Origin of the sequence: Palleronia sp. (assembly GCF_042089775.1) — a bacterium.
Lineage (GTDB): Bacteria > Pseudomonadota > Alphaproteobacteria > Rhodobacterales > Rhodobacteraceae > Palleronia.
In genome coordinates this window covers 1-17,345 of record NZ_JBELKF010000008.1, presented here as the reverse complement: position 1 = coordinate 17,345, position 17,345 = coordinate 1, and the positions used below count along the sequence as shown (strand labels likewise).

Sequence of the window (17,345 nt, the reverse complement as noted above, 5' to 3'; positions counted from 1 at the left end):
AGGGCCGACCCGGGAAACGGGCCAAGTTCGCATTGTAGGGGAACTCAGGATGGATATAGTCGCGGCTGGGCAACATGGAAAGTGCCAAATGTTTCGCCTTCTTGCGCTTCTCGTCGCATTCGCCCTGCCGGCCCGGGCCGAAGAGCCCGGCAGATTCGACTATTATGTCCTGTCGCTCAGCTGGTCGCCCAGCTGGTGTTCCCGCCAGGGCGCCGCACAGGGTTCGCCGCAATGTGACCGGCCTTTGGGGTGGATCCTGCACGGTCTGTGGCCGCAGCACGAGCGGGGCTATCCGGATTACTGCACCACTACAGCGCGAGATCCGTCGCGGACGGAGACAGCCGCCATGGCCGACATCATGGGCACGGGCGGGCTCGCCTGGCGCGAGTGGCAGAAGCATGGCCGGTGCTCCGGCCTGAGTGCCGAAGACTACTTTGCCCTGTCCCGCACGGCCTTCGCCAAAGTAACGCGGCCAGACGTGCTGCGGCAGTTAGAGGGGCCCGTCCGCCTTCCTGCCCGTGTGGTCGAAGAAGCGTTTCTCGAGGCGAACCCGGCCCTGTTTCCCGACGCGATCACGATCACCTGCCGGGCGGACCGGATTCAGGAAGCGCGCATCTGCCTTGCCCGAGACACCCTTATGCCCCGCCGCTGCGGTGAGGACGTGATCGAAGACTGCAGCCTTACGGACGCGCTGCTCGACCCGATCGACTAGGCGCTCGCGCGCAGCCCCTCGCGGACGAGGACCATCAGGTTGCCGAAATAGCCCTCGGACCGGGCCGGCTGGTTCGGGTCTGACGTGACGGCCATGACCATTTCGGAACCGACCGCGATCAACTGGCCGCCGTAGCCCCGGGCCAGCGCGAAATCCTGGCCGCCCTCGCGCCCAAGGAACCAGCCCAGCCCGTAGCCCAGCCCCGACCATGGCGAGCGGGTGCGTGGCTGCCACGCTTCGGCAATCCAGTCCTCGGACAGGACCCGCTCTCCGTTCCACCGCCCGCCAAGGCGGTGCATCTCGCCGAACCGCAGCATCGCATCGAGCGTCAGGCCCATCTGGTTGCCGCCCAGATATCGCCCCTGCGGGTCGCGGAGCCAAGGCGGGATCGATGCGTCCAGGGGATCGCCCAGCCTCGTGCGCATCTGCTCCAGCAGCGTCATGCCGGTCGCTTCGGCAAGCACCGCACCCAGAACATGGGTCGAGCCTGTGGAATAAAGCATCCGGCCGCCCGGCTCTGCCACCATGTCTCGAGACAGCGCATCGGCCACCCAGTTGCCACTGGCGATCCACGCGCCATAGTTCGGCCCCGACGTCCGTTCGAGCCCCGCCTGCATCGAGGCAAGGTGGCCCACGGTGATCCCCGCCACGTCCAGGTCGGCCTCTTCGGGGATCACGCCGGGTGCGAGATCGCCGATCGTCGCGTTGAGGCCCGGCACCTCGCCCCGGTCGATGGCAGCGCCCAGCAGGGACGCCACCCAAGTCTTTGCAACGGATTTCACGTTGTAGGTCGCGCCCTCGCCGGGGCCGCGGATGACTCGGCGCAGGACGGGTTCGCCCGCCCGCCAGACAGCAATCGCGTAGAGCTGGTCGAACGATGATGCACGCTCGGCCACGGCGTCCCATCCGGACTGGGCGCGCAAGACCTGCGGGGCAAGAAGGGCGGCACCGGCAGAGGCGAGGACAAGGCGGCGGGTCGGCATCGGCAATCTTTCGATCAGGAGCGCGGAAGGCGTGGCGGTCCTTAGCCGCCCGCGACCTCCAGCATGATCTTTCCGATATGGCCCGACGATTCCATTCGGGCATGGGCCTTCGCGGCCTCGTGAAGCGGGAAGCTCTGATCCATGACCGGCCTGAACGTGCCCGCCTCGAGAAGCGGCCAGACCTCGTCGTGAACGACCCGCGCGATCGCGGCCTTGGCGTTGTGCGACTGCGGGCGGAGGGTCGAGCCGGTGAGCATCAGGCGCTTGACCATGACCTGCGCGAAGTTGAGCTCGGCCTTCGGCCCCCCGAGGAATGCGATCATCACCAGCCGGCCGTCGGGCTTGAGACTCTTCACGTTGCGCGGGATGTAGTCTCCCCCGACCATGTCGAGGATCACGTCCGCGCCGCCGAACTCCTTCACCACGTCGACGAAGTCCTCGTCCCGGTAGTTGATCGCCCGCTCCGCCCCCAGTTCCTCGCAGGCGCGGCACTTCTCGGGCGATCCGGCGGTCGTCAAAACGCGCGCGCCCTGCGCCCGGGCAAGCTGGATGGCAGTCGTCCCGATCCCGGACGAGCCCCCGTGAACGAGGACCGTCTCCCCCGCTTTCAGCCCGCCGCGCTGGAACAGATTGGACCAGACCGTGAAGGTGGTTTCGGGCAGGGCCGCGGCCTCTCGCAGCGACAGACCGCGCGGGATGGGAAGGCAGTGCGCGGCCGGAGTTACCACGTACTGCGCATACCCCCCGCCGGGGAGCAGGGCACAGACCTGCTCCCCGGCCTGACGGCTGACGCCTTCGCCGACCGCGACGATTTCACCAGCGCATTCCAGGCCGGGCAGGTCCGAGGCGTCGGGCGGCGGGTTGTAGGCCCCTGCCCTCTGCAGCGCATCGGGTCGGTTCACCCCCGCCCATGCGACACGGATCAGCACCTCGCCGGCACCGGGCTCGGGCACCTCACGCTCGGCCGGGATCAGGACTTCGGGGCCTCCGGGTTGCGCGATTTCGACCACCTGCATCTTCTTTGCCATCGTCTGCTCCGTTTCAGTGCCGGTCAGCCACGGACCCGGGAAATCCCTTGGGCCGGTGGATGGGGGCGCGCAGGCGCGACAGGACGAAATTCGGCCCGGTCATCACCGCCCGCCCGAGTGGGTTCGAGTTCAATGCACTCTTCATCTTCTCGATCCGCATCACATCGTCGATCCGGCGCGCGATGAAGGCCTTGGTCTCCTGGTGATCGACCGAATCGTCGCCCAGCCAGAACAGGACCGCCGAGGCATAGACCCCTGACAGCGTGGCGCGCTTGGTGTACCAGTTTCCGTCAGTGGACGCGTCGCCGAGCGCACTCCAAATCGCGTCCGCGGTGCCCCAGACGGCCCGCGCGCCGTCGGCCGTGTGGATCGGCAGCGCGAACAGCGTTGCGGCGCGGCGAGCGGCCTCCTTGTCGACCGAAGCGAGGCGCAGCCAGATTGCCCGCGCGACCCGGCCGGAATAGGTCAGCTCGGCCATGTCCTCTTCGCGGACGCGCCGGGCCATCTCGGCGTCGCCGCGGCGATGAAACGCCAGGGCGAGGTCCACCGCCCCGCGCGGAAACAGGCCGCGGGCCTGGGCAAGCGGCACGCCTGCGTCCGACGCCGCGCGCTTCAGGGTCTGCTCGCTCCACCCGTCGAACGGGACATGGGCGAGGGCAGCGTCGAGTATCTTGGTCTGGGGATCGTCCATGGAACCTCCGGGGCGTTCGTTTCGCTAGACAAACTAGGGAGGGCCGCGTATAAGGCCACCTCCTGCAACGATCCGAAACTCTAGACTTAGAAAGGTGGTGAAAACCACATGCAGGTTAGCGTTCGCGACAACAATGTCGATCAAGCGCTCCGCGCCCTGAAGAAAAAGCTCCAGCGTGAGGGTGTCTTTCGCGAAATGAAGCTCAAGCAGCATTTCGAGAAGCCCTCGGAGAAAAAGGCGCGCGAGAAAGCCGAAGCTATCCGCCGGCAGCGCAAGCTCGCCCGGAAGAAGGCCCAGCGCGAGGGCATGATGTAAGGCCCTCTCGGCATTGCCCGAACCTTTGCAAGATCGAGGCCCTCCGGACGTTCGTTCGGGGGGTTTTTTCTTGGCCGGCGGCACTCGGGCAGAAAGCCGCCCCTTGTTCCCGGCCTTGCGGCGCCTTACTGCATCCACGCTTCGAGGCGTGAGGACCACCATGGATCACTTCGACTACAAGGGCGGCCGCCTCCACGCCGAAGACGTGGACATGGCCGAGATCGCCGCCGCAGTCGGCACCCCCTGCTACGTCTATTCGACGGCCACGCTGACCCGGCATTTCCAGCTTTTCGACGAGGCGCTGTCGGGGATGGACCACCTCGTGTGCTTCGCCATGAAGTCGCTGTCGAACCTCGCGATCCTGAAGCTTCTGGGCGATCTGGGCGCGGGAATGGACGTCGTGTCGGGGGGCGAATACGCCCGCGCCCGCGCCGCCGGCATTCCCGGCGACCGCATCGTCTTTTCCGGCGTCGGCAAGACCCGCGAAGAGATGGCCGAGGCCCTGTCCGGCGGCATCCGCCAGTTCAATATCGAAAGCGAGCCCGAGCTGCGTACCCTGTCCGAGGTGGCCGACCGCCTCGGCGCCACTGCGCCGATCGCGCTGCGGGTGAACCCCGATGTCGACGCGCGGACGCACGAAAAGATCGCGACGGGCCGCAAGACGGACAAGTTCGGCGTCCCCATCAAGCGCGCCCGCGAGATCTATGCCCTCGCCGCCTCTCTGCCGGGGATCGAGGTGGTGGGGATCGACGTGCATATCGGCTCGCAGCTCACCTCACTCGAGCCATTCGAGCAGGCCTACCTGAAGGTTGCTGAGCTGACCCACCAGCTTCGCGCCGACGGGCATGACATCCGCAGGCTGGACCTCGGCGGGGGTCTGGGCATCCCCTATACCCGCTGCAACGAGGCCCCTCCCCTCCCGGCCGAATATGGCGCATTGATCCGCCGCACCGTGGGCGAACTTGGCTGCGAGATCGAGATCGAGCCCGGTCGCCTGATCGCGGGCAATGCCGGTATCCTGCTGACCAAGCTGCTTTACGTGAAGGAAGAGTCGGACCGCCGCTGGCTGATCGTCGACGGCGCAATGAACGACCTGATCCGCCCCGCGATGTATGGCGCGCACCACGACATCGTGCCGCTGAACGAAACGCAGGCCGGGGTCGAGCTGCAGGAGGCGGATGTCGTCGGCCCGGTCTGCGAATCGGGTGACACCTTCGCCCGCGCCCGCCCGATGCCGCCGCTGGCCGAGGGTGACCTGCTGGCCTTCCGCTCGGCCGGGGCCTACGCGGCGGTGATGGCGAGCGAGTACAACTCGCGCCCGCTGGTGCCCGAGGTGCTGGTCCGCGGCGATCAATTCGCCGTCATCCGCGCTCGCCCCACGATTGACGAGATGTTGGGGCGCGATAGGCTACCTGGATGGCTCTAACGCGGAATTCGCCGCATCGGGCCTGCTGAACGGGACGACGCCGGAGGTCCATGACCCCGAGACACCCCCTCCCCGACGCGGCCCGTACCGGGCTGCGCAGGCCGCTTGTCCTGACCCGTGCCGGCATGGTCGCGGAGCGGATCAGCCGTACCTTCTGGCCGCTCTGGACGATCTGCCTCGCCACGCTCGCGGCCCTGATGATGGGCCTGCAGGACGTGCTTCCGCTCGAGGTGTCGTGGGTCCTGTCCCTCGGGGTGATCGTGACGGCGGCCTGGGCGATCTGGCACGGCATCCGGCGGTTCCGCTGGCCGTCCGAGGCCGAGGCGCTCGCCCGGCTCGACGCCACCCTCCCCGGCCGCCCCATTGCCGCACTGTCCGACCAGATGGCGATCGGCGGCAACGACCCCGCCTCGCGCGCCCTATGGGAGGCGCACGTCACCCGCATGGCCGAGCGCATCCGTGCCGCCCGGCCCGCGCGCCCGGACCTGCGGATGGCCGCCCGCGATCCGTTCGCCCTGCGCTACGCCGCCCTTCTGGCCTTCGCGATGGCGCTGCTGTTCGGGTCGTTCTGGCACGTCGGAAGCGTCACGCAGATCGCCCCGGGCGGGGGCCAGGCCGCCGCGGGCGGTCCCTCGTGGGAGGGCTGGATCGAGCCGCCGGCCTATACCGGCCTGCCCTCGCTCTATCTTGCGGACCTGCCTGCGGACTCGATCGACGTGCCCGAGGGCAGCCGGGTCACCCTGCGCCTTTACGGCGAAGTCGGGGACCTGACGGTGAACGAGACCGTCTCGGGCACCACCGACCCTGAACCAGCAAGCGCTCCGCAACACGGCTTTCCCGTCGCGCAATCGGGCGTGATCGAGGTCGACGGCCCTGGCGGTCGCGCCTGGCAGGTCGCCATGCGCCCGGACGCGCCCCCTTTGGTCGAGGTCACGGGCGACCCCGAGCGCGCGACGGGCGGCGAATTCCGCCAGGCCTTTGCCGCACGCGACGATTTCGGCGTCGTGACAGGAGAGGCACGTATCATGCTCGACATGGAGCGGGTGGACCGCCGCTATGGCCTCGCCCCCGCTCCCGACCCGCGCGATCCGATCGTGGTGGACCTGCCCCTGCCGATCTCGGGCGACCGGGCCGACTTTACCGGCACCCTGGTCGAAACCTTCTCGGAACACCCCTGGGCCAACCTGCCCGTGACCATCACCTACGAGGTCGAGGACGAGCGCGGCCAGACCGGCCGGTCGCAGCCCTACGAGATGGACCTCGCTGGCCAGCGCTACTTCGATCCGTTGGCACAGGCCCTCGTCGAGCAGCGCCGCGACCTTCTGTGGTCGCGTGATAATGCCCGCCGCGTCGCCGACGTGCTGCGCGCCGTGTCATGGCAGCCGGCGGGACTGTTTCCGTCCGAGACGCTATATCTCCGCCTGCGCGTCCTGATCCGGCGGCTCGAAGCGGGACTCGACGTCGCGCCGCTGACCGCGGAGCAGCAGGACGAGATCGCGGCCGAGCTCTGGGCCATCGCGCAGGAGATCGAATTCGGAGACCTGAACGACGCACGCGAACGGTTGGAGCGCGCGCAGGACCGCCTGTCCGAAGCGATGGAGAACGGCGCCGACGATGCCGAGATCGCCGAGCTGATGCAGGAAATGCGCGAGGCGATGAACGACTACATCGAACAGCTCGCCCGCGAGGGGCAGGAGCAGGGCGACCAGCAGCAGGCCCAGGGCGAGATGCAGGAGATGACTGGCGACCAGCTGCAGGAGATGATGGACGAGATCCAGCGCCTCATGGAAGAGGACCGCATGGCCGAGGCGCAGCGGCTGATGGAGCAGCTGAACCGCATGCTCGAGAACATGCGCGTGACCCAAGGGCAGCAGCGCCAGCAGGGCGAGGGTCAGCAGGCCATGGAGGGCCTGCAGGACACCCTGCGCGACCAGCAGGAGTTATCCGACGACAGCTTCCGCGACATGCAGGAGGGCCAGCAGCCTGGGCAGCAAGGTCAACAGGGTCAAGAAGGGAGGCCGAGCCAACAAGGCCAGGGGCAGCAGGGTTCGCGAGGTCAGGGTCAGCAGGGCCAAGGGCAGCAGCCGGGTCAGGGACAAGGCACTGAGCAGGGCCAGGGCGGCGAGCAAAGCCTTGCCGACCGACAGCAGGCCTTGCGCCAGGAGTTGAATCGGCAGCGTGGCGATTTGCCCGGTGCGGGCACCGAAGAGGGCGAGGCCGCGCGCGAGGCGCTTGGGCGCGCCGACAGCGCCATGGAGGGGGCTGAAGAGGCCCTGCGCGAGGGCGACACGCCCGGAGCACTCGACCGGCAGGCCGAGGCGCTAGAAGCTCTACGCGAGGGGATGCGAAACCTCGGCGAAGCAATCGCGCAAGAGCAGCAGCAAGGCCGGGGTCAATCGCAGGGACAGGCGCAGGGCGCACCGGGCGGCCAGTCCCGCGACCCGCTTGGACGGCAGGCCGGTGAGAGCGGGCAGATGGGCTCGGACCAGCAGCTGACGGGGCAGGACGAGGTACGCCGCCGGGCCGAGGAACTGCTGGGCGAAATCCGCCGCCGTTCTGGGGAACAGGACCGCCCGGAGCGCGAGCTGGACTACCTGCGCCGCCTGCTGGAGCGGTTTTAGCACCCGGCGCGGACGCTACCCGGTCAGTCGAACGTCCCCATGGCGCGACCGACGAGCATGAAGCTGCGCGCGGTGCGGGTGTCTGCGAGCTGCACGATCTCACCATCGGTCAGGCGCGGCTCGATCCGGTCGAGGAGCTGGTCGAACACCCGCAGGAAATGCAGCGCCACGTCCCGGAAGATCGCGTCCGCCCGCAGCCTTTGCGTGACCAGCGCAACCATCTCGTCATCCCGCACGCCGCCAACCGCCCCGATGGACGCGCCGCGCTCGCCATGCGCGAACCGCCGCCACAGCTCGGGGCGCGCACGCTCGACCGTCAGATCGTCCATGTAGAGCCCCTGTTGGCTCAGAAGCGTCAGGAGATCCTGCGCAGCGGTCACGACGACCTTGCTCTGGTGATCGCGCAGCGCGCGGCGCAATGCGCGGAAGCCGACCTCGTCCTGGGCATCCTGCGGGAAATGCAGGGCCGTGATCAGCTCGGCGACCGGCATCTCGGGTCCGGCGGAAGGATCAGTCGGCTCCAGCGCCAGCGTCTGCTGCTGGTGGGACGCCGTCGCGGTGGCCGGGCGCGGCTGCGGTGCAACCCCGGCCGGCATCGCCGTCTGGACCCGCGGGCGGGTCGCAAGCGCCGCGTCGAGCTTCTTTTCCAGCGCGGCAAGGTCCGGCGCCCCCCGCCGCTCTCCCGACATACGCGCGATCTCGCGGGTCAGGGCGTCGAGCCGGTGCACCAGGATCGCGGCCATCCAGATCAGCGCGATCGGCCCCAGCACGGCGACAGGCACCATCAGGACGCGCAGCGGATCCAGGTCGGCCTCACCCCCGGTGAAGCCGAAGAGAACGATGGCCGAGATTCCCAGCCAGACGATCGTGGCGACCCATGCGACGAGCTGGCCGCGCAGGGCCGAACCGTCGCCGTCGTCCTGAAGGCGCATTGCCATTTCAGCTATAGCTGATGGACAGGATTTCGTAGGATTTCTCGCCGCCCGGTGTGCGGACCTCGATGCTGTCGCCTTCTTCCTTGCCGATCAGCGCACGCGCGAGCGGGGATTTCATGTTGAGCTTCCCTGCCTCGAGGTTGGCCTCGGGCTCCCCGACGATCTGGTAGGTCTTTTCCTCGTCGGTGTCCTCGTCCACGATCTTGACCGTCGCGCCGAACTTGATCGGGCCGGACAGCTTCGACGTGTCAATCACATCGGCGCGAGCAAGGATGCCCTCGATTTCCTTGATGCGGCCCTCGATGAAGGACTGCTTTTCCTTGGCGGAGTGATACTCGGCGTTCTCGGACAGATCGCCGTGCTCGCGCGCCTCGGCGATCGCCTGGATGATCTCGGGGCGGTCCCTGGACTTCAGGCGCTTCAATTCTGCGTTCAGTGCGGCCTGTCCGTTGCGGGTCAGCGGTATCTTTTCCATGTTTCCCCAATGGAGCTTCGGCGCCCCCGGCCCCGGGTGCGTCGGTTGCAATCGTCGATGTCGCGGGCATCCTGACATACCCTCGCAACAGGCGAAAGCACCCGCTGCAGCGCGAGCGCACCTGCGCCGTAACGCCGTGTTGCAATTGAATTCCCGCGCGATCCGCGGATATTCACCCAAACGCCCCACGGCATTCGGAGGAGCACGAGATGACCGAGACGACGCGCGAAGCAATGGAATACGACGTGGTGATCGTCGGCGCCGGGCCAGCGGGGCTTTCGGCGGCGATCCGCCTCAAGCAGCTCGACCCCGCGCGCGAGGTCGTCGTGCTCGAGAAGGGCTCGGAGGTCGGCGCGCATATCCTGTCGGGCGCCGTGCTCGACCCGGTCGGCCTCGACGCGCTGATCCCGGACTGGAAGGAAAAGGGCGCTCCGCTGAACGTGCCGGTGACGGAGGACAAGTTCTTCTATCTCGGCGAAGGCGGCAAGGTCTCGGTTCCGACCAAGCTGATGCCGCCGATGATGAACAACCACGGCAACTACATCGTCTCGATGGGCAATGTCTGCCGCTGGCTGGCCGAACAGGCCGAAGAGCTGGGGGTCGAGATCTTCCCTGGCATGGCCTGCTCCGAACTGGTGTACCACGAGGACGGCACCGTCAAAGGCGTCGTGGCGGGTGAGTTCGGCCGCAACGCCGACGGCACCGAAGGTCCGGGCTATGAGCCGGGGATGGAGTTGCACGGCAAGTACGTCTTCCTCGGCGAAGGCGTGCGCGGGTCGTTGTCCAAGCAGGTCATTGCCAAGTTCGGCCTCGACAAGGACTCGGACTTCCAGAAGTTCGGCCTCGGCATGAAGGAGCTGTGGGAGATCGACCCCGAGAAGCACTCCCCCGGCCGTGTCGTCCACACGATGGGCTGGCCGCTAGGGTCGAATGCGGGCGGCGGATCGTTCATCTACCACCTCGACGACAACCAGGTCTATGTCGGCTTCGTCGTGCACCTGGGCTACGCCAACCCGCACGTGAACCCCTACCTGTCGTTCCAGCAGTTCAAGCACCACCCTTACGTCAAGGACCTGCTCGAAGGCGGCAAGCGCGTCAGCTACGGCGCGCGGGCGATCACCGAGGGCGGCTGGCAGTCCTTGCCGAAAACCGCCTTCCCCGGGGGCGCGCTGCTGGGCTGTGCGGCGGGCATGGTCAACGTTCCGCGCATCAAGGGCAACCACAACGCCATGCTCTCGGGCAAGGCGGCGGCCGAAGCCGCCCACTCCGCGATCGAGTCCGGGCGCAGCCGCGACGTGCTGGAAGAATACGACCGCGACGTGCGCGACGGCCCCATCGGCAAGGACCTCAAACCCGTCCGCAACGTCAAGCCGATCTGGTCGAAATACGGCCTGAACGCTTCGCTGGCGCTTGGCGGGTTCGACATGTGGACCAACCGCTTCGGCTTTTCGCTGCTGGGGACGATGAAGCACGGCAAGACGGACGCGCAGGCGACCGAGGACGCCGGCAAGCACAAGGTGATCGACTATCCCAAGCCCGACGGCAAGCTCAGCTTCGACCGGCTGACCAACGTTTCCTTCGCGAACACCAACCACGAAGAAAGTCAGCCCTCGCACCTGAAGCTGAAGGACCCCGACATCCCGGTGCAGGTGAACCTGCCGAAATATGCGGGCCTGTCGCAACGCTATTGCCCCGCGGGCGTGTACGAATTTGTCAAGGACGAAGGCACGGGGCAGGACCGGTTCGTCATCAACTTCCAGAACTGCGTCCACTGCAAGACTTGCGACATCAAGGACCCGTCCCAGAACATCGTCTGGACCACGCCGCAGGGCGGCGACGGGCCGAACTACCCGAACATGTGAGCGGATTGCGGCGCCCCGGACGGGGTGCCGCGATTGCCCTTCGGGGGCGCGGGCTCTACTCTGCGGGGTAACGAGCGCAGAAGGATCCCGCATGTTCCGCACAGCCATTCTAGCCGCCGGTCTGGCCGGCCTGGCCCTGCCCGGCTTGGCCGAGCCGGACGCGGGGGCGTACCTCGCCGGTCGCTCGGCGCAGTTGGCCGACGATTTCTCGGCCGCCGAACGCTACCTATCCGAGGCGCTGTCACGTGACGGCGAGAACCTCGCGCTGCTGGAATCGCTGGCCGGCGCGCAGATGTCGCTGCTGGAGTTCGACCGCGCCGCCACCGTGGCTGAGCGCCTGATCGAGAATGACGGCACCAGCCAGGTCGCTGCCCTGGCCGTGCTGACCGAGCGGGCCGGAGAGGGCGACTGGCAGGGGGTGATCGACGCGCTCGACGAGGGGCTGACGGTCGGTCCTCTCTACGATGGCCTCGCGCGCGCCTGGTCTCTGATCGGCCTCGACCGGACCGAGGACGCGCTTGCCGCGTTCGACGAAGTGGCCCAGCAGGACGGGGTGGGCGTGTTCGGCGTCTATCACAAGGCACTCGCCCTCGCCTCGCTCGGCCAGTTCGAGAACGCCGCCAACGTGCTTACGGCGAACGAAGGCGTTCGCCTGACGCGTCGCGCCCTCAAGGCCGAGGCGCAGATCCTGTCGCAGATGGGACGCGCCGACGAGGCGCGCGCTCTTCTGGAAGAAGAGGCCGGTTCGGATTTCGACATCACGCTCAGCGACACCTACGACGAACTCGCCGATGGCGAGCCGGTCGAATTCACTGTGGCGCCCGACGCGCGCGCTGGCATGGCCGAAGTCGCCTTCGACATCGCCAACACGGTCGTGGGCGAGACCGCACCCAGCTACGCGCTGCTCTATTCCCGTGTGGCCGAATACCTGCGCCCCGACCATATAGAGGCGACGCTGCTCTCCGCCCTGCTGTTCGAAGAGATGGGGCAATACGGCCTCGCGATTTCGACCTACGGCAACGTGCCTGCGGAAAACCCCGCTTTCGTCACCGCCGAGCTTGGGCGGGCCGAGGCTCTGCGGTCCGAAGGGCAGCTCGACCAGAGCATCGAGGTCATGCAGCAGCTCGCCCAGGAGTACGAGGACGAGGCACTCGTCCATATCTCTCTCGGCGACGCGCTGCGCGAGGACGGCCGCTACGAGAAAGCGCGCGCGGCCTACGACGAGGCCATCGCGCTGTTCGACGAGGCCGAGCCGGGCCAGTGGATCGTCTATTTCGCCCGTGCGATCACTGCCGAGCGTCTTGACGACTGGACGGCCGCCAAGGCCGATTTCGAGACTGCTCTCGAGCTGAACCCCAATCAGCCGCAGGTGCTGAACTACCTCGGCTACTCGATGCTCGAACGCGGCGACGATCTGGAAGAGGCGCTCGACATGATCGAGCGTGCCGTGGCCGCCGCGCCCAATTCCGGTGCTATCGTCGACAGCCTTGGCTGGGGCCTCTACCGCGCTGGCCGCTACGAGGAAGCCGTCGATCCCATGGAGCGCGCGGTCGAACTGATGCCCGTCGATCCGGTCGTGAACGACCACCTGGGCGACGTGCTCTGGACAGCGGGCCGCAAGCTCGAGGCGCGGTTCCAGTGGCAGCGCGCGCTCAGCTTCGTGGGCGACAGCCCCGAGGACGTCGACCCCGAGCGCATCCGCCGCAAGATCGAGGTCGGGCTCGACCAGGTGCTGGAAGAGGAAGGCGAGCCGCAACAGAGGGTGGCCAATGGCGGCTGAGGCCTTCGCGCCCGCGAAGGTCAACCTCGCGCTCCACGTGACCGGCCAGCGGGCGGACGGATATCACCTGCTGGACTCTATCGTCGTGTTCGCCGATGTCGGCGACACCGCCGCGGCCGAGGCCGGGGCAGACGATTGGCAGCTGACGATCGACGGGCCCTTCGCGCATGGCCTTGATCCCGACGCGCCCAACCTCGTGACGCGGGCTGCGCGGCTGACCGAAGGGCCGCCGGCCCACCTGACACTGACCAAGCGCCTGCCCATTGCGGCGGGCCTAGGGGGCGGTTCGGCCGATGCCGCGGCCACGTTGCAGGCGCTGCACGCCTTGGACGGGCGAAAAATTCCGAACGACGTGCTGTCCCTCGGCGCCGACCTGCCGGTCTGCCTTGCGGGCCAGCCAGCCCGGATGCGCGGGATCGGCGAGGACCTCTCTGCCCTGCCCGACCTGCCGCCCGCTTGGCTTGTCCTGGTGAATGCCGGTCGCCACGTCTCGACCGGCGGCGTCTATGCCGCGCTCACGGTGAAGGACAACGCCCCCCTGCCCGAGCCCGTGAAGTGGTCGGACGCCCCCGCGCTCGCAAACTGGCTTGCCGGTACGCGCAATGATCTGGAAGAACCGGCGCGGGCTCTGGAGCCGGCGATCGGCGTGTCCTTGGCGCAGATCGGCGCCACCGAAGGCTGTCTGCTGGCACGGATGTCAGGCTCGGGCGCGACCTGCTTCGGCCTCTACGAAACCGCGCCCGAGGCCAGTGCCGCGGCCGACGCGATCCGTGCGGCACAGCCCGATTGGTGGGTCCAGACGTCGGGCATTGGCCGCTAGACGCTCTAGCGCAGCCGCGCGACGACGAAGTCGGCAAGATCGTGCAGCATGTCGCGCAGCGGCGCCTCGGGTAGCTCACGCAGCGCCGCCTGCGCCGTCCCGGCCCAGCCGAGCGCCGTCTCTTGCGTCGATCGCAGCGCCCCCGTCTCGACCAGCAAGCGGTGCGCCCGCTCGAGGTCTCCGTCCTCCTGCCGGCCCTTGCCGATGGTGCGCGCCCAGAATGCCCAGTCCTCGCCGCCTTCCGCGGCAGCGACGGCGCGGATGACGGGAAGGGTCATCTTGCGCTCGCGAAAGTCATCGCCCACGCGCTTGCCGGTCTCGTCCAGCCAGTCGATCACGTCGTCGGCCATCTGAAATGCGATGCCCAGGGCGTCGCCATAGATATGCAGCGCGCGGATCTGATCTTCGGACGCGTCGGCGATCACGCCGCCGGCCTCGGTCGCGGCCGAGAACAGCGCCGCGGTCTTGCCCCGCACGATCTTCAGATAGGTGTCCTCGCCCGTGCTGAGATCGCTCATCGCGGTCAGCTGCAGCACCTCGCCCTCGGCGATGGTCGCGGCCGCGTTGGCAAGGATGTCGAGCACCCGGAGCGAGCCCGTCTCGACCATCAGCTGGAAGGACCGGGCGAAGAGGTAGTCGCCGACCAGCACGCTCGACTTGTTGTCCCAGAGCAGGTTCGCCGTCGGACGCCCGCGACGTTGCGACGATTCGTCCACAACGTCGTCATGCAGAAGGGTGGCCGTGTGGATGAACTCGACCGTCGCCGCGAGGTGGACGTCGTAGGGGCCCGGGTAGCCAAGCAACCGCGCCGAGGCGATGGTCAGCATCGGGCGGATGCGCTTGCCCCCCGCGCTGACGAGGTGCTGCGTCACCTCGGGGATGCGCGGGGCGTTCTCCGAGGACATGCGCGCCCGGATCAGGGCGTCGACCTGCGAGAGCGGAACCGACAGCGCCTCGGCCAGCTGCTCATGCGGTTTCGCTCGTACATCCATGTCTTGCCTCTTTCGCCGACCCGCAGCCGCGGTTACCTCGATGCCATGAAAGAACTCATACGCTCCAACGATCTCGCCACGATCGCCTTCGCCAAGGCCCTGCTGTCGGGCGAGGGGATAGAGGTGTTCGAGTTCGACGTCCATACGAGCATGATCGAGGGATCACTGGGCATACTGCCGCGTCGGCTGATGGTGGCCGACCGGGATCATTTCATCGCCACCGCAATCCTGCGCGACAACGATGTCGATCTCGGGCGATAGCCTCACGCAGGATGCCTTCCTCGGGGGGCGACTGATCCTCGGCCAGTTCCGCCGCGGCTACCGCGCCGGGGTGGACCCGGTGCTTCTGGCAGCAAGCGTGCAGGCCCGGCCGGGGCAGAGCGTGCTGGACCTCGGCTGTGGCGCGGGGGCGGCAATGTTGTGCCTGGCGGCACGGGTCGAGGGGCTGGACCTGCACGGACTCGAGCTACAGCCGGCCTATGCGGCCCTGGCGCGTGAGAACGCGGCGCGGAACGGGATCTCGGCGACCATCCACGGGGGCGACGTGGTGCACATGCCCCCGGCGCTCAGGGCGCGGCGCTTCGACCGGGTCATCGCGAACCCACCCTATTTCGACCGGCGCACCGGCACGCCCTCGCCCGACTCCCCGCGCGAGACGGCGTTCGGCGAGACCGTGGCACTCGCCGCCTGGGTCGCCGCCGGGGCACGGCGCCTCGAACCGCGTGGCGTGATGAGCGTGATCCAGAAGGCCGACCGCCTGCCCGACCTGATCGCCGCGATGCACCCCGTCCTCGGCAGCCTCCGCCTGCGCCCCGTGCAACCAAGAGCCGAGCGTCCAGCCGCGCTTGTCGTGGTCGAGGGAATCAAGGGCGGACGCTCGCCCGCGCGGGTGGAGGCCCCTCTGGTCCTGCACGAGGGCGCGCAGCACACCGCCGATGGTGACGATTTCAGCGCCGCCGCGCGGGCTCTGCTCAGGGCGGGAGCACCTTGGGAATAACTTTCGGCAAAATAATGCGAACTGTGGGAAATGATTGTGACGCACAGATGACAGACGGCGAAAGGGTGCTTATCTTCTAAGGACCACAGCAACGGAGGTGACGATGTCTGTAAGCTCGCACGTTCAGGAACTGCGCAGGAAACACCAAGCACTGGCGGCGGAAGTGGAGGCCGCACAACGCCGCCCAGCCTTCGATGAATCCGAGCTGAAACAGAAGAAACGTCAGAAACTCCGACTCAAGGAACAGATCGAGCGCCTTACGCACTGATCGACCACTCTCCCTGAGCGAGAAAGGCCGCCCCCGAGGGCCAGCCCCTGCCGATAGATGTTGATGCACGCGTTCTTGATTTTGTGGACCGTTGATCGAACCTATCTGGTGCATGTCAGGGGTCATCAAGTGATCTCGAAGACCACGCAAAACTGGACGTAGGCGTTGGCCCGCCGAAGTTCGCGGAAGTCTGAAAGGTTCGTGATCGGGTTTTTTGGATCGGGGGCGCCCGCCGCCGGGTTGGCGCTCCTTTCTTGTAGCGCCTATGAGCTCTTGCGAGCAGGCAGGCGGCGGATGGTCTTGTTGAGCAAGGCGACCCGCAGAGCGGAGATGCACAAGGTCGACCAGGGTTGTCGGTCGTCAGAGATCAAGTGGTCTGTTTCCTTTCCGCGAGATCGGGCTGGTCAGCGGAGGTCGGCCTCCTCCGCGTCATCCCGTCGCGCCCAAGGATCGACCCTCAGATCTTCCAGACACCATCACCTCAGGCGATAGATATTCGCTGGCACCCTGCCACGCACTGTTGGGTGCTGGAGGGAAATCCGATCGTTTCTTCGCAGCCGATAACGGCTATAGTAGATCCCTTTCATGCACGCGGCCCCGTGCGAGGTCGATCCGCTCTTCATGGGAAATGGATACTCGAACCGCTCGCCGATCGCCTCTCAGGCGAGGTGCACAGCGACTTCCTTGTCGACGATCCCGGCGTGGACGTTTGCCGGGACCGGGTTCAGTTCGGCCGGAGCCAGTCCTGTTGAAGCACAGAGGTCGGTGCGGCTCTCGGCGACGACAAAGTTCCGCATGTCGTTCGTCATCGCTTTCCCGAAGTCGATGACGGCGAGATGCACGCGCCCGGCTGAGACCTCCGGCTGGAAGACGGTCGCGAACGACTGCTTCAGTCCAGCATCCCCGTCCATCACGAAGATCAGAGGCGCGTCAGTGTCGCCGATGTAGTCGCGCAGGCGCATCGCGTAGGCGAACTGCATCATGTCGTAGCGCAGCATCCTGCCGGTGGCCGGCAATCCATATTCCTCCGGGTCAGGCCCGAAGCCTTCGCGAGGCGAACAAGATGGGCGTCGAACTCGGCTTTCGTCCAGATGCGGGCATGGCGCGCCGAAACGCAGTCGAGACCTGATCTTCGTTCGACGCCAGGGACCAGGCTTCGGCTTCTGCTGGCGAAATCTCCGGGTCGAACTGGAATGACGCCTCCATTGTGAAACCCGGGCGTAATGCCCGGTGCAGAGATGTTGGAACACCACCGGCAAGCGGCGCTTCCGGCTGGGCCAGTTCACCGTCAGCGCCTGGCTGTCCGTGGCGAAGCGGGAGCCCACCTTGGCGAAGTCGACCCCGGGAGAAGTCCTTCCCGGCGCACCACGAAGCTCCTGACCCGGTCGTGGTAGAAGTCGATATGCCGGTAGATGTCGCGGTAGGGGAGGCCAGATCTTC

The 17,345-nt window shown here is 67.3% G+C and carries 17 protein-coding genes; 10 read left to right on the top strand and 7 right to left on the bottom strand.

Going from position 1 to position 17,345, the window contains the following annotated elements; translation table 11 throughout:
- Positions 1–88: 88 nt before the first annotated feature.
- Positions 89–712, top strand: a complete 624-nt coding sequence (locus tag ACFDS3_RS03720; protein ID WP_375260997.1) for a ribonuclease T — start codon at positions 89–91, stop codon at positions 710–712.
- Here the strand turns inward: ACFDS3_RS03720 and ACFDS3_RS03715 are convergent.
- The 3 genes from ACFDS3_RS03715 to ACFDS3_RS03705 are packed head-to-tail and all read right to left on the bottom strand — an operon-like array spanning position 709 to position 3,414.
- Positions 709–1,695 carry a serine hydrolase domain-containing protein gene (locus ACFDS3_RS03715; RefSeq protein ID WP_375260996.1) on the bottom strand — a complete coding sequence of 329 codons (987 nt, stop codon included), beginning with the start codon at positions 1,693–1,695 and terminating at the stop codon, positions 709–711. The genes ACFDS3_RS03720 and ACFDS3_RS03715 overlap by 4 nt on opposite strands.
- Positions 1,696–1,736: 41 nt before the next feature.
- Positions 1,737–2,723 (bottom strand): NAD(P)H-quinone oxidoreductase, encoded by a 987-nt coding sequence (locus ACFDS3_RS03710; RefSeq protein WP_375260995.1) that lies wholly within the window; start codon positions 2,721–2,723, stop codon positions 1,737–1,739.
- 13 nt (positions 2,724–2,736) lie between these two features.
- The gene (locus ACFDS3_RS03705; protein ID WP_375260994.1) at positions 2,737–3,414 is read right to left on the bottom strand and encodes a COQ9 family protein; all 678 of its coding nucleotides are present in this window, start codon (positions 3,412–3,414) and stop codon (positions 2,737–2,739) included.
- A 108-nt stretch (positions 3,415–3,522) separates the two neighbouring features.
- Here ACFDS3_RS03705 and rpsU point away from each other — a divergent pair, with 108 nt between their 5' ends.
- The 3 genes from rpsU to ACFDS3_RS03690 all read left to right on the top strand — a co-directional run bounded on the left by rpsU (position 3,523) and on the right by ACFDS3_RS03690 (position 7,776).
- Entirely contained in the window at positions 3,523–3,729 is a 207-nt protein-coding gene (rpsU, locus tag ACFDS3_RS03700) for a 30S ribosomal protein S21 (protein WP_007426337.1), read from the top strand.
- Between the two features lie 160 nt (positions 3,730–3,889).
- Positions 3,890–5,155: a diaminopimelate decarboxylase gene (gene lysA / locus ACFDS3_RS03695; RefSeq protein WP_375260993.1), complete on the top strand. Its 1,266-nt coding sequence runs from the start codon at positions 3,890–3,892 to the stop codon at positions 5,153–5,155.
- A gap of 50 nt (positions 5,156–5,205) precedes the next feature.
- The gene (locus ACFDS3_RS03690) at positions 5,206–7,776 is read left to right on the top strand and encodes a TIGR02302 family protein (RefSeq protein WP_375260992.1); all 2,571 of its coding nucleotides are present in this window, start codon (positions 5,206–5,208) and stop codon (positions 7,774–7,776) included.
- A gap of 23 nt (positions 7,777–7,799) precedes the next feature.
- Here ACFDS3_RS03690 and ACFDS3_RS03685 read toward each other — a convergent pair whose 3' ends face one another.
- Positions 7,800–8,708 carry a hypothetical protein gene (locus tag ACFDS3_RS03685; RefSeq protein ID WP_375260991.1) on the bottom strand — a complete coding sequence of 303 codons (909 nt, stop codon included), beginning with the start codon at positions 8,706–8,708 and terminating at the stop codon, positions 7,800–7,802.
- A gap of 7 nt (positions 8,709–8,715) precedes the next feature.
- Complete coding sequence (greA, locus tag ACFDS3_RS03680; RefSeq protein WP_375260990.1) at positions 8,716–9,186, bottom strand: transcription elongation factor GreA; 471 nt, start codon at positions 9,184–9,186, stop codon at positions 8,716–8,718.
- 209 nt (positions 9,187–9,395) lie between these two features.
- Between greA and ACFDS3_RS03675 the strand changes: the two genes are divergently transcribed.
- The 3 genes from ACFDS3_RS03675 to ACFDS3_RS03665 all read left to right on the top strand — a co-directional run bounded on the left by ACFDS3_RS03675 (position 9,396) and on the right by ACFDS3_RS03665 (position 13,648).
- Positions 9,396–11,048, top strand: coding sequence for a 4Fe-4S dicluster domain-containing protein (locus ACFDS3_RS03675; protein WP_375260989.1), 1,653 nt, complete (start codon positions 9,396–9,398; stop codon positions 11,046–11,048).
- A 91-nt stretch (positions 11,049–11,139) separates the two neighbouring features.
- Positions 11,140–12,828 (top strand): tetratricopeptide repeat protein, encoded by a 1,689-nt coding sequence (locus ACFDS3_RS03670; protein WP_375260988.1) that lies wholly within the window; start codon positions 11,140–11,142, stop codon positions 12,826–12,828.
- Positions 12,818–13,648: a 4-(cytidine 5'-diphospho)-2-C-methyl-D-erythritol kinase gene (locus ACFDS3_RS03665; RefSeq protein ID WP_375260987.1), complete on the top strand. Its 831-nt coding sequence runs from the start codon at positions 12,818–12,820 to the stop codon at positions 13,646–13,648. Before ACFDS3_RS03670 ends, ACFDS3_RS03665 begins: the two co-directional genes overlap by 11 nt.
- Positions 13,649–13,653: 5 nt before the next feature.
- Here ACFDS3_RS03665 and ACFDS3_RS03660 read toward each other — a convergent pair whose 3' ends face one another.
- Positions 13,654–14,640: a polyprenyl synthetase family protein gene (locus ACFDS3_RS03660; RefSeq protein WP_375260986.1), complete on the bottom strand. Its 987-nt coding sequence runs from the start codon at positions 14,638–14,640 to the stop codon at positions 13,654–13,656.
- A gap of 45 nt (positions 14,641–14,685) precedes the next feature.
- Here ACFDS3_RS03660 and ACFDS3_RS03655 point away from each other — a divergent pair, with 45 nt between their 5' ends.
- The 3 genes from ACFDS3_RS03655 (at position 14,686) to ACFDS3_RS03645 (ending at position 15,905) form a co-directional block, all read left to right on the top strand.
- Positions 14,686–14,901, top strand: coding sequence for a DUF2007 domain-containing protein (locus ACFDS3_RS03655; RefSeq protein WP_375260985.1), 216 nt, complete (start codon positions 14,686–14,688; stop codon positions 14,899–14,901).
- Entirely contained in the window at positions 14,882–15,637 is a 756-nt protein-coding gene (locus tag ACFDS3_RS03650) for a tRNA1(Val) (adenine(37)-N6)-methyltransferase (RefSeq protein ID WP_375260984.1), read from the top strand. The genes ACFDS3_RS03655 and ACFDS3_RS03650 overlap by 20 nt, the downstream gene beginning before the upstream one ends.
- Before the next feature lie 103 nt (positions 15,638–15,740).
- A complete protein-coding gene (locus ACFDS3_RS03645) occupies positions 15,741–15,905 on the top strand; it encodes a YdcH family protein (protein ID WP_375260983.1) in 165 nt (54 codons plus the stop codon).
- 659 nt (positions 15,906–16,564) lie between these two features.
- Here ACFDS3_RS03645 and ACFDS3_RS03640 read toward each other — a convergent pair.
- Positions 16,565–16,921 carry a hypothetical protein gene (locus ACFDS3_RS03640; protein ID WP_375260982.1) on the bottom strand — a complete coding sequence of 119 codons (357 nt, stop codon included), beginning with the start codon at positions 16,919–16,921 and terminating at the stop codon, positions 16,565–16,567.
- Positions 16,922–17,345 lie beyond the last annotated feature (424 nt).

Excerpts from the sequence above, each read along its gene's own strand:
- ACFDS3_RS03720 (WP_375260997.1), top strand. The coding sequence starts at position 89 with ATGTTTCGCCTTCTTGCGCTTCTCGTCGCATTCGCCCTGCCGGCCCGG.
- ACFDS3_RS03715 (WP_375260996.1), bottom strand. The coding sequence starts at position 1,695 with ATGCCGACCCGCCGCCTTGTCCTCGCCTCTGCCGGTGCCGCCCTTCTT.
- ACFDS3_RS03710 (WP_375260995.1), bottom strand. The coding sequence starts at position 2,723 with ATGGCAAAGAAGATGCAGGTGGTCGAAATCGCGCAACCCGGAGGCCCC.
- ACFDS3_RS03705 (WP_375260994.1), bottom strand. The coding sequence starts at position 3,414 with ATGGACGATCCCCAGACCAAGATACTCGACGCTGCCCTCGCCCATGTC.
- rpsU (WP_007426337.1), top strand. The coding sequence starts at position 3,523 with ATGCAGGTTAGCGTTCGCGACAACAATGTCGATCAAGCGCTCCGCGCC.
- lysA (WP_375260993.1), top strand. The coding sequence starts at position 3,890 with ATGGATCACTTCGACTACAAGGGCGGCCGCCTCCACGCCGAAGACGTG.
- ACFDS3_RS03690 (WP_375260992.1), top strand. The coding sequence starts at position 5,206 with ATGACCCCGAGACACCCCCTCCCCGACGCGGCCCGTACCGGGCTGCGC.
- ACFDS3_RS03685 (WP_375260991.1), bottom strand. The coding sequence starts at position 8,708 with ATGCGCCTTCAGGACGACGGCGACGGTTCGGCCCTGCGCGGCCAGCTC.
- greA (WP_375260990.1), bottom strand. The coding sequence starts at position 9,186 with ATGGAAAAGATACCGCTGACCCGCAACGGACAGGCCGCACTGAACGCA.
- ACFDS3_RS03675 (WP_375260989.1), top strand. The coding sequence starts at position 9,396 with ATGACCGAGACGACGCGCGAAGCAATGGAATACGACGTGGTGATCGTC.
- ACFDS3_RS03670 (WP_375260988.1), top strand. The coding sequence starts at position 11,140 with ATGTTCCGCACAGCCATTCTAGCCGCCGGTCTGGCCGGCCTGGCCCTG.
- ACFDS3_RS03665 (WP_375260987.1), top strand. The coding sequence starts at position 12,818 with ATGGCGGCTGAGGCCTTCGCGCCCGCGAAGGTCAACCTCGCGCTCCAC.
- ACFDS3_RS03660 (WP_375260986.1), bottom strand. The coding sequence starts at position 14,640 with ATGGATGTACGAGCGAAACCGCATGAGCAGCTGGCCGAGGCGCTGTCG.
- ACFDS3_RS03655 (WP_375260985.1), top strand. The coding sequence starts at position 14,686 with ATGAAAGAACTCATACGCTCCAACGATCTCGCCACGATCGCCTTCGCC.
- ACFDS3_RS03650 (WP_375260984.1), top strand. The coding sequence starts at position 14,882 with ATGTCGATCTCGGGCGATAGCCTCACGCAGGATGCCTTCCTCGGGGGG.
- ACFDS3_RS03645 (WP_375260983.1), top strand. The coding sequence starts at position 15,741 with ATGTCTGTAAGCTCGCACGTTCAGGAACTGCGCAGGAAACACCAAGCA.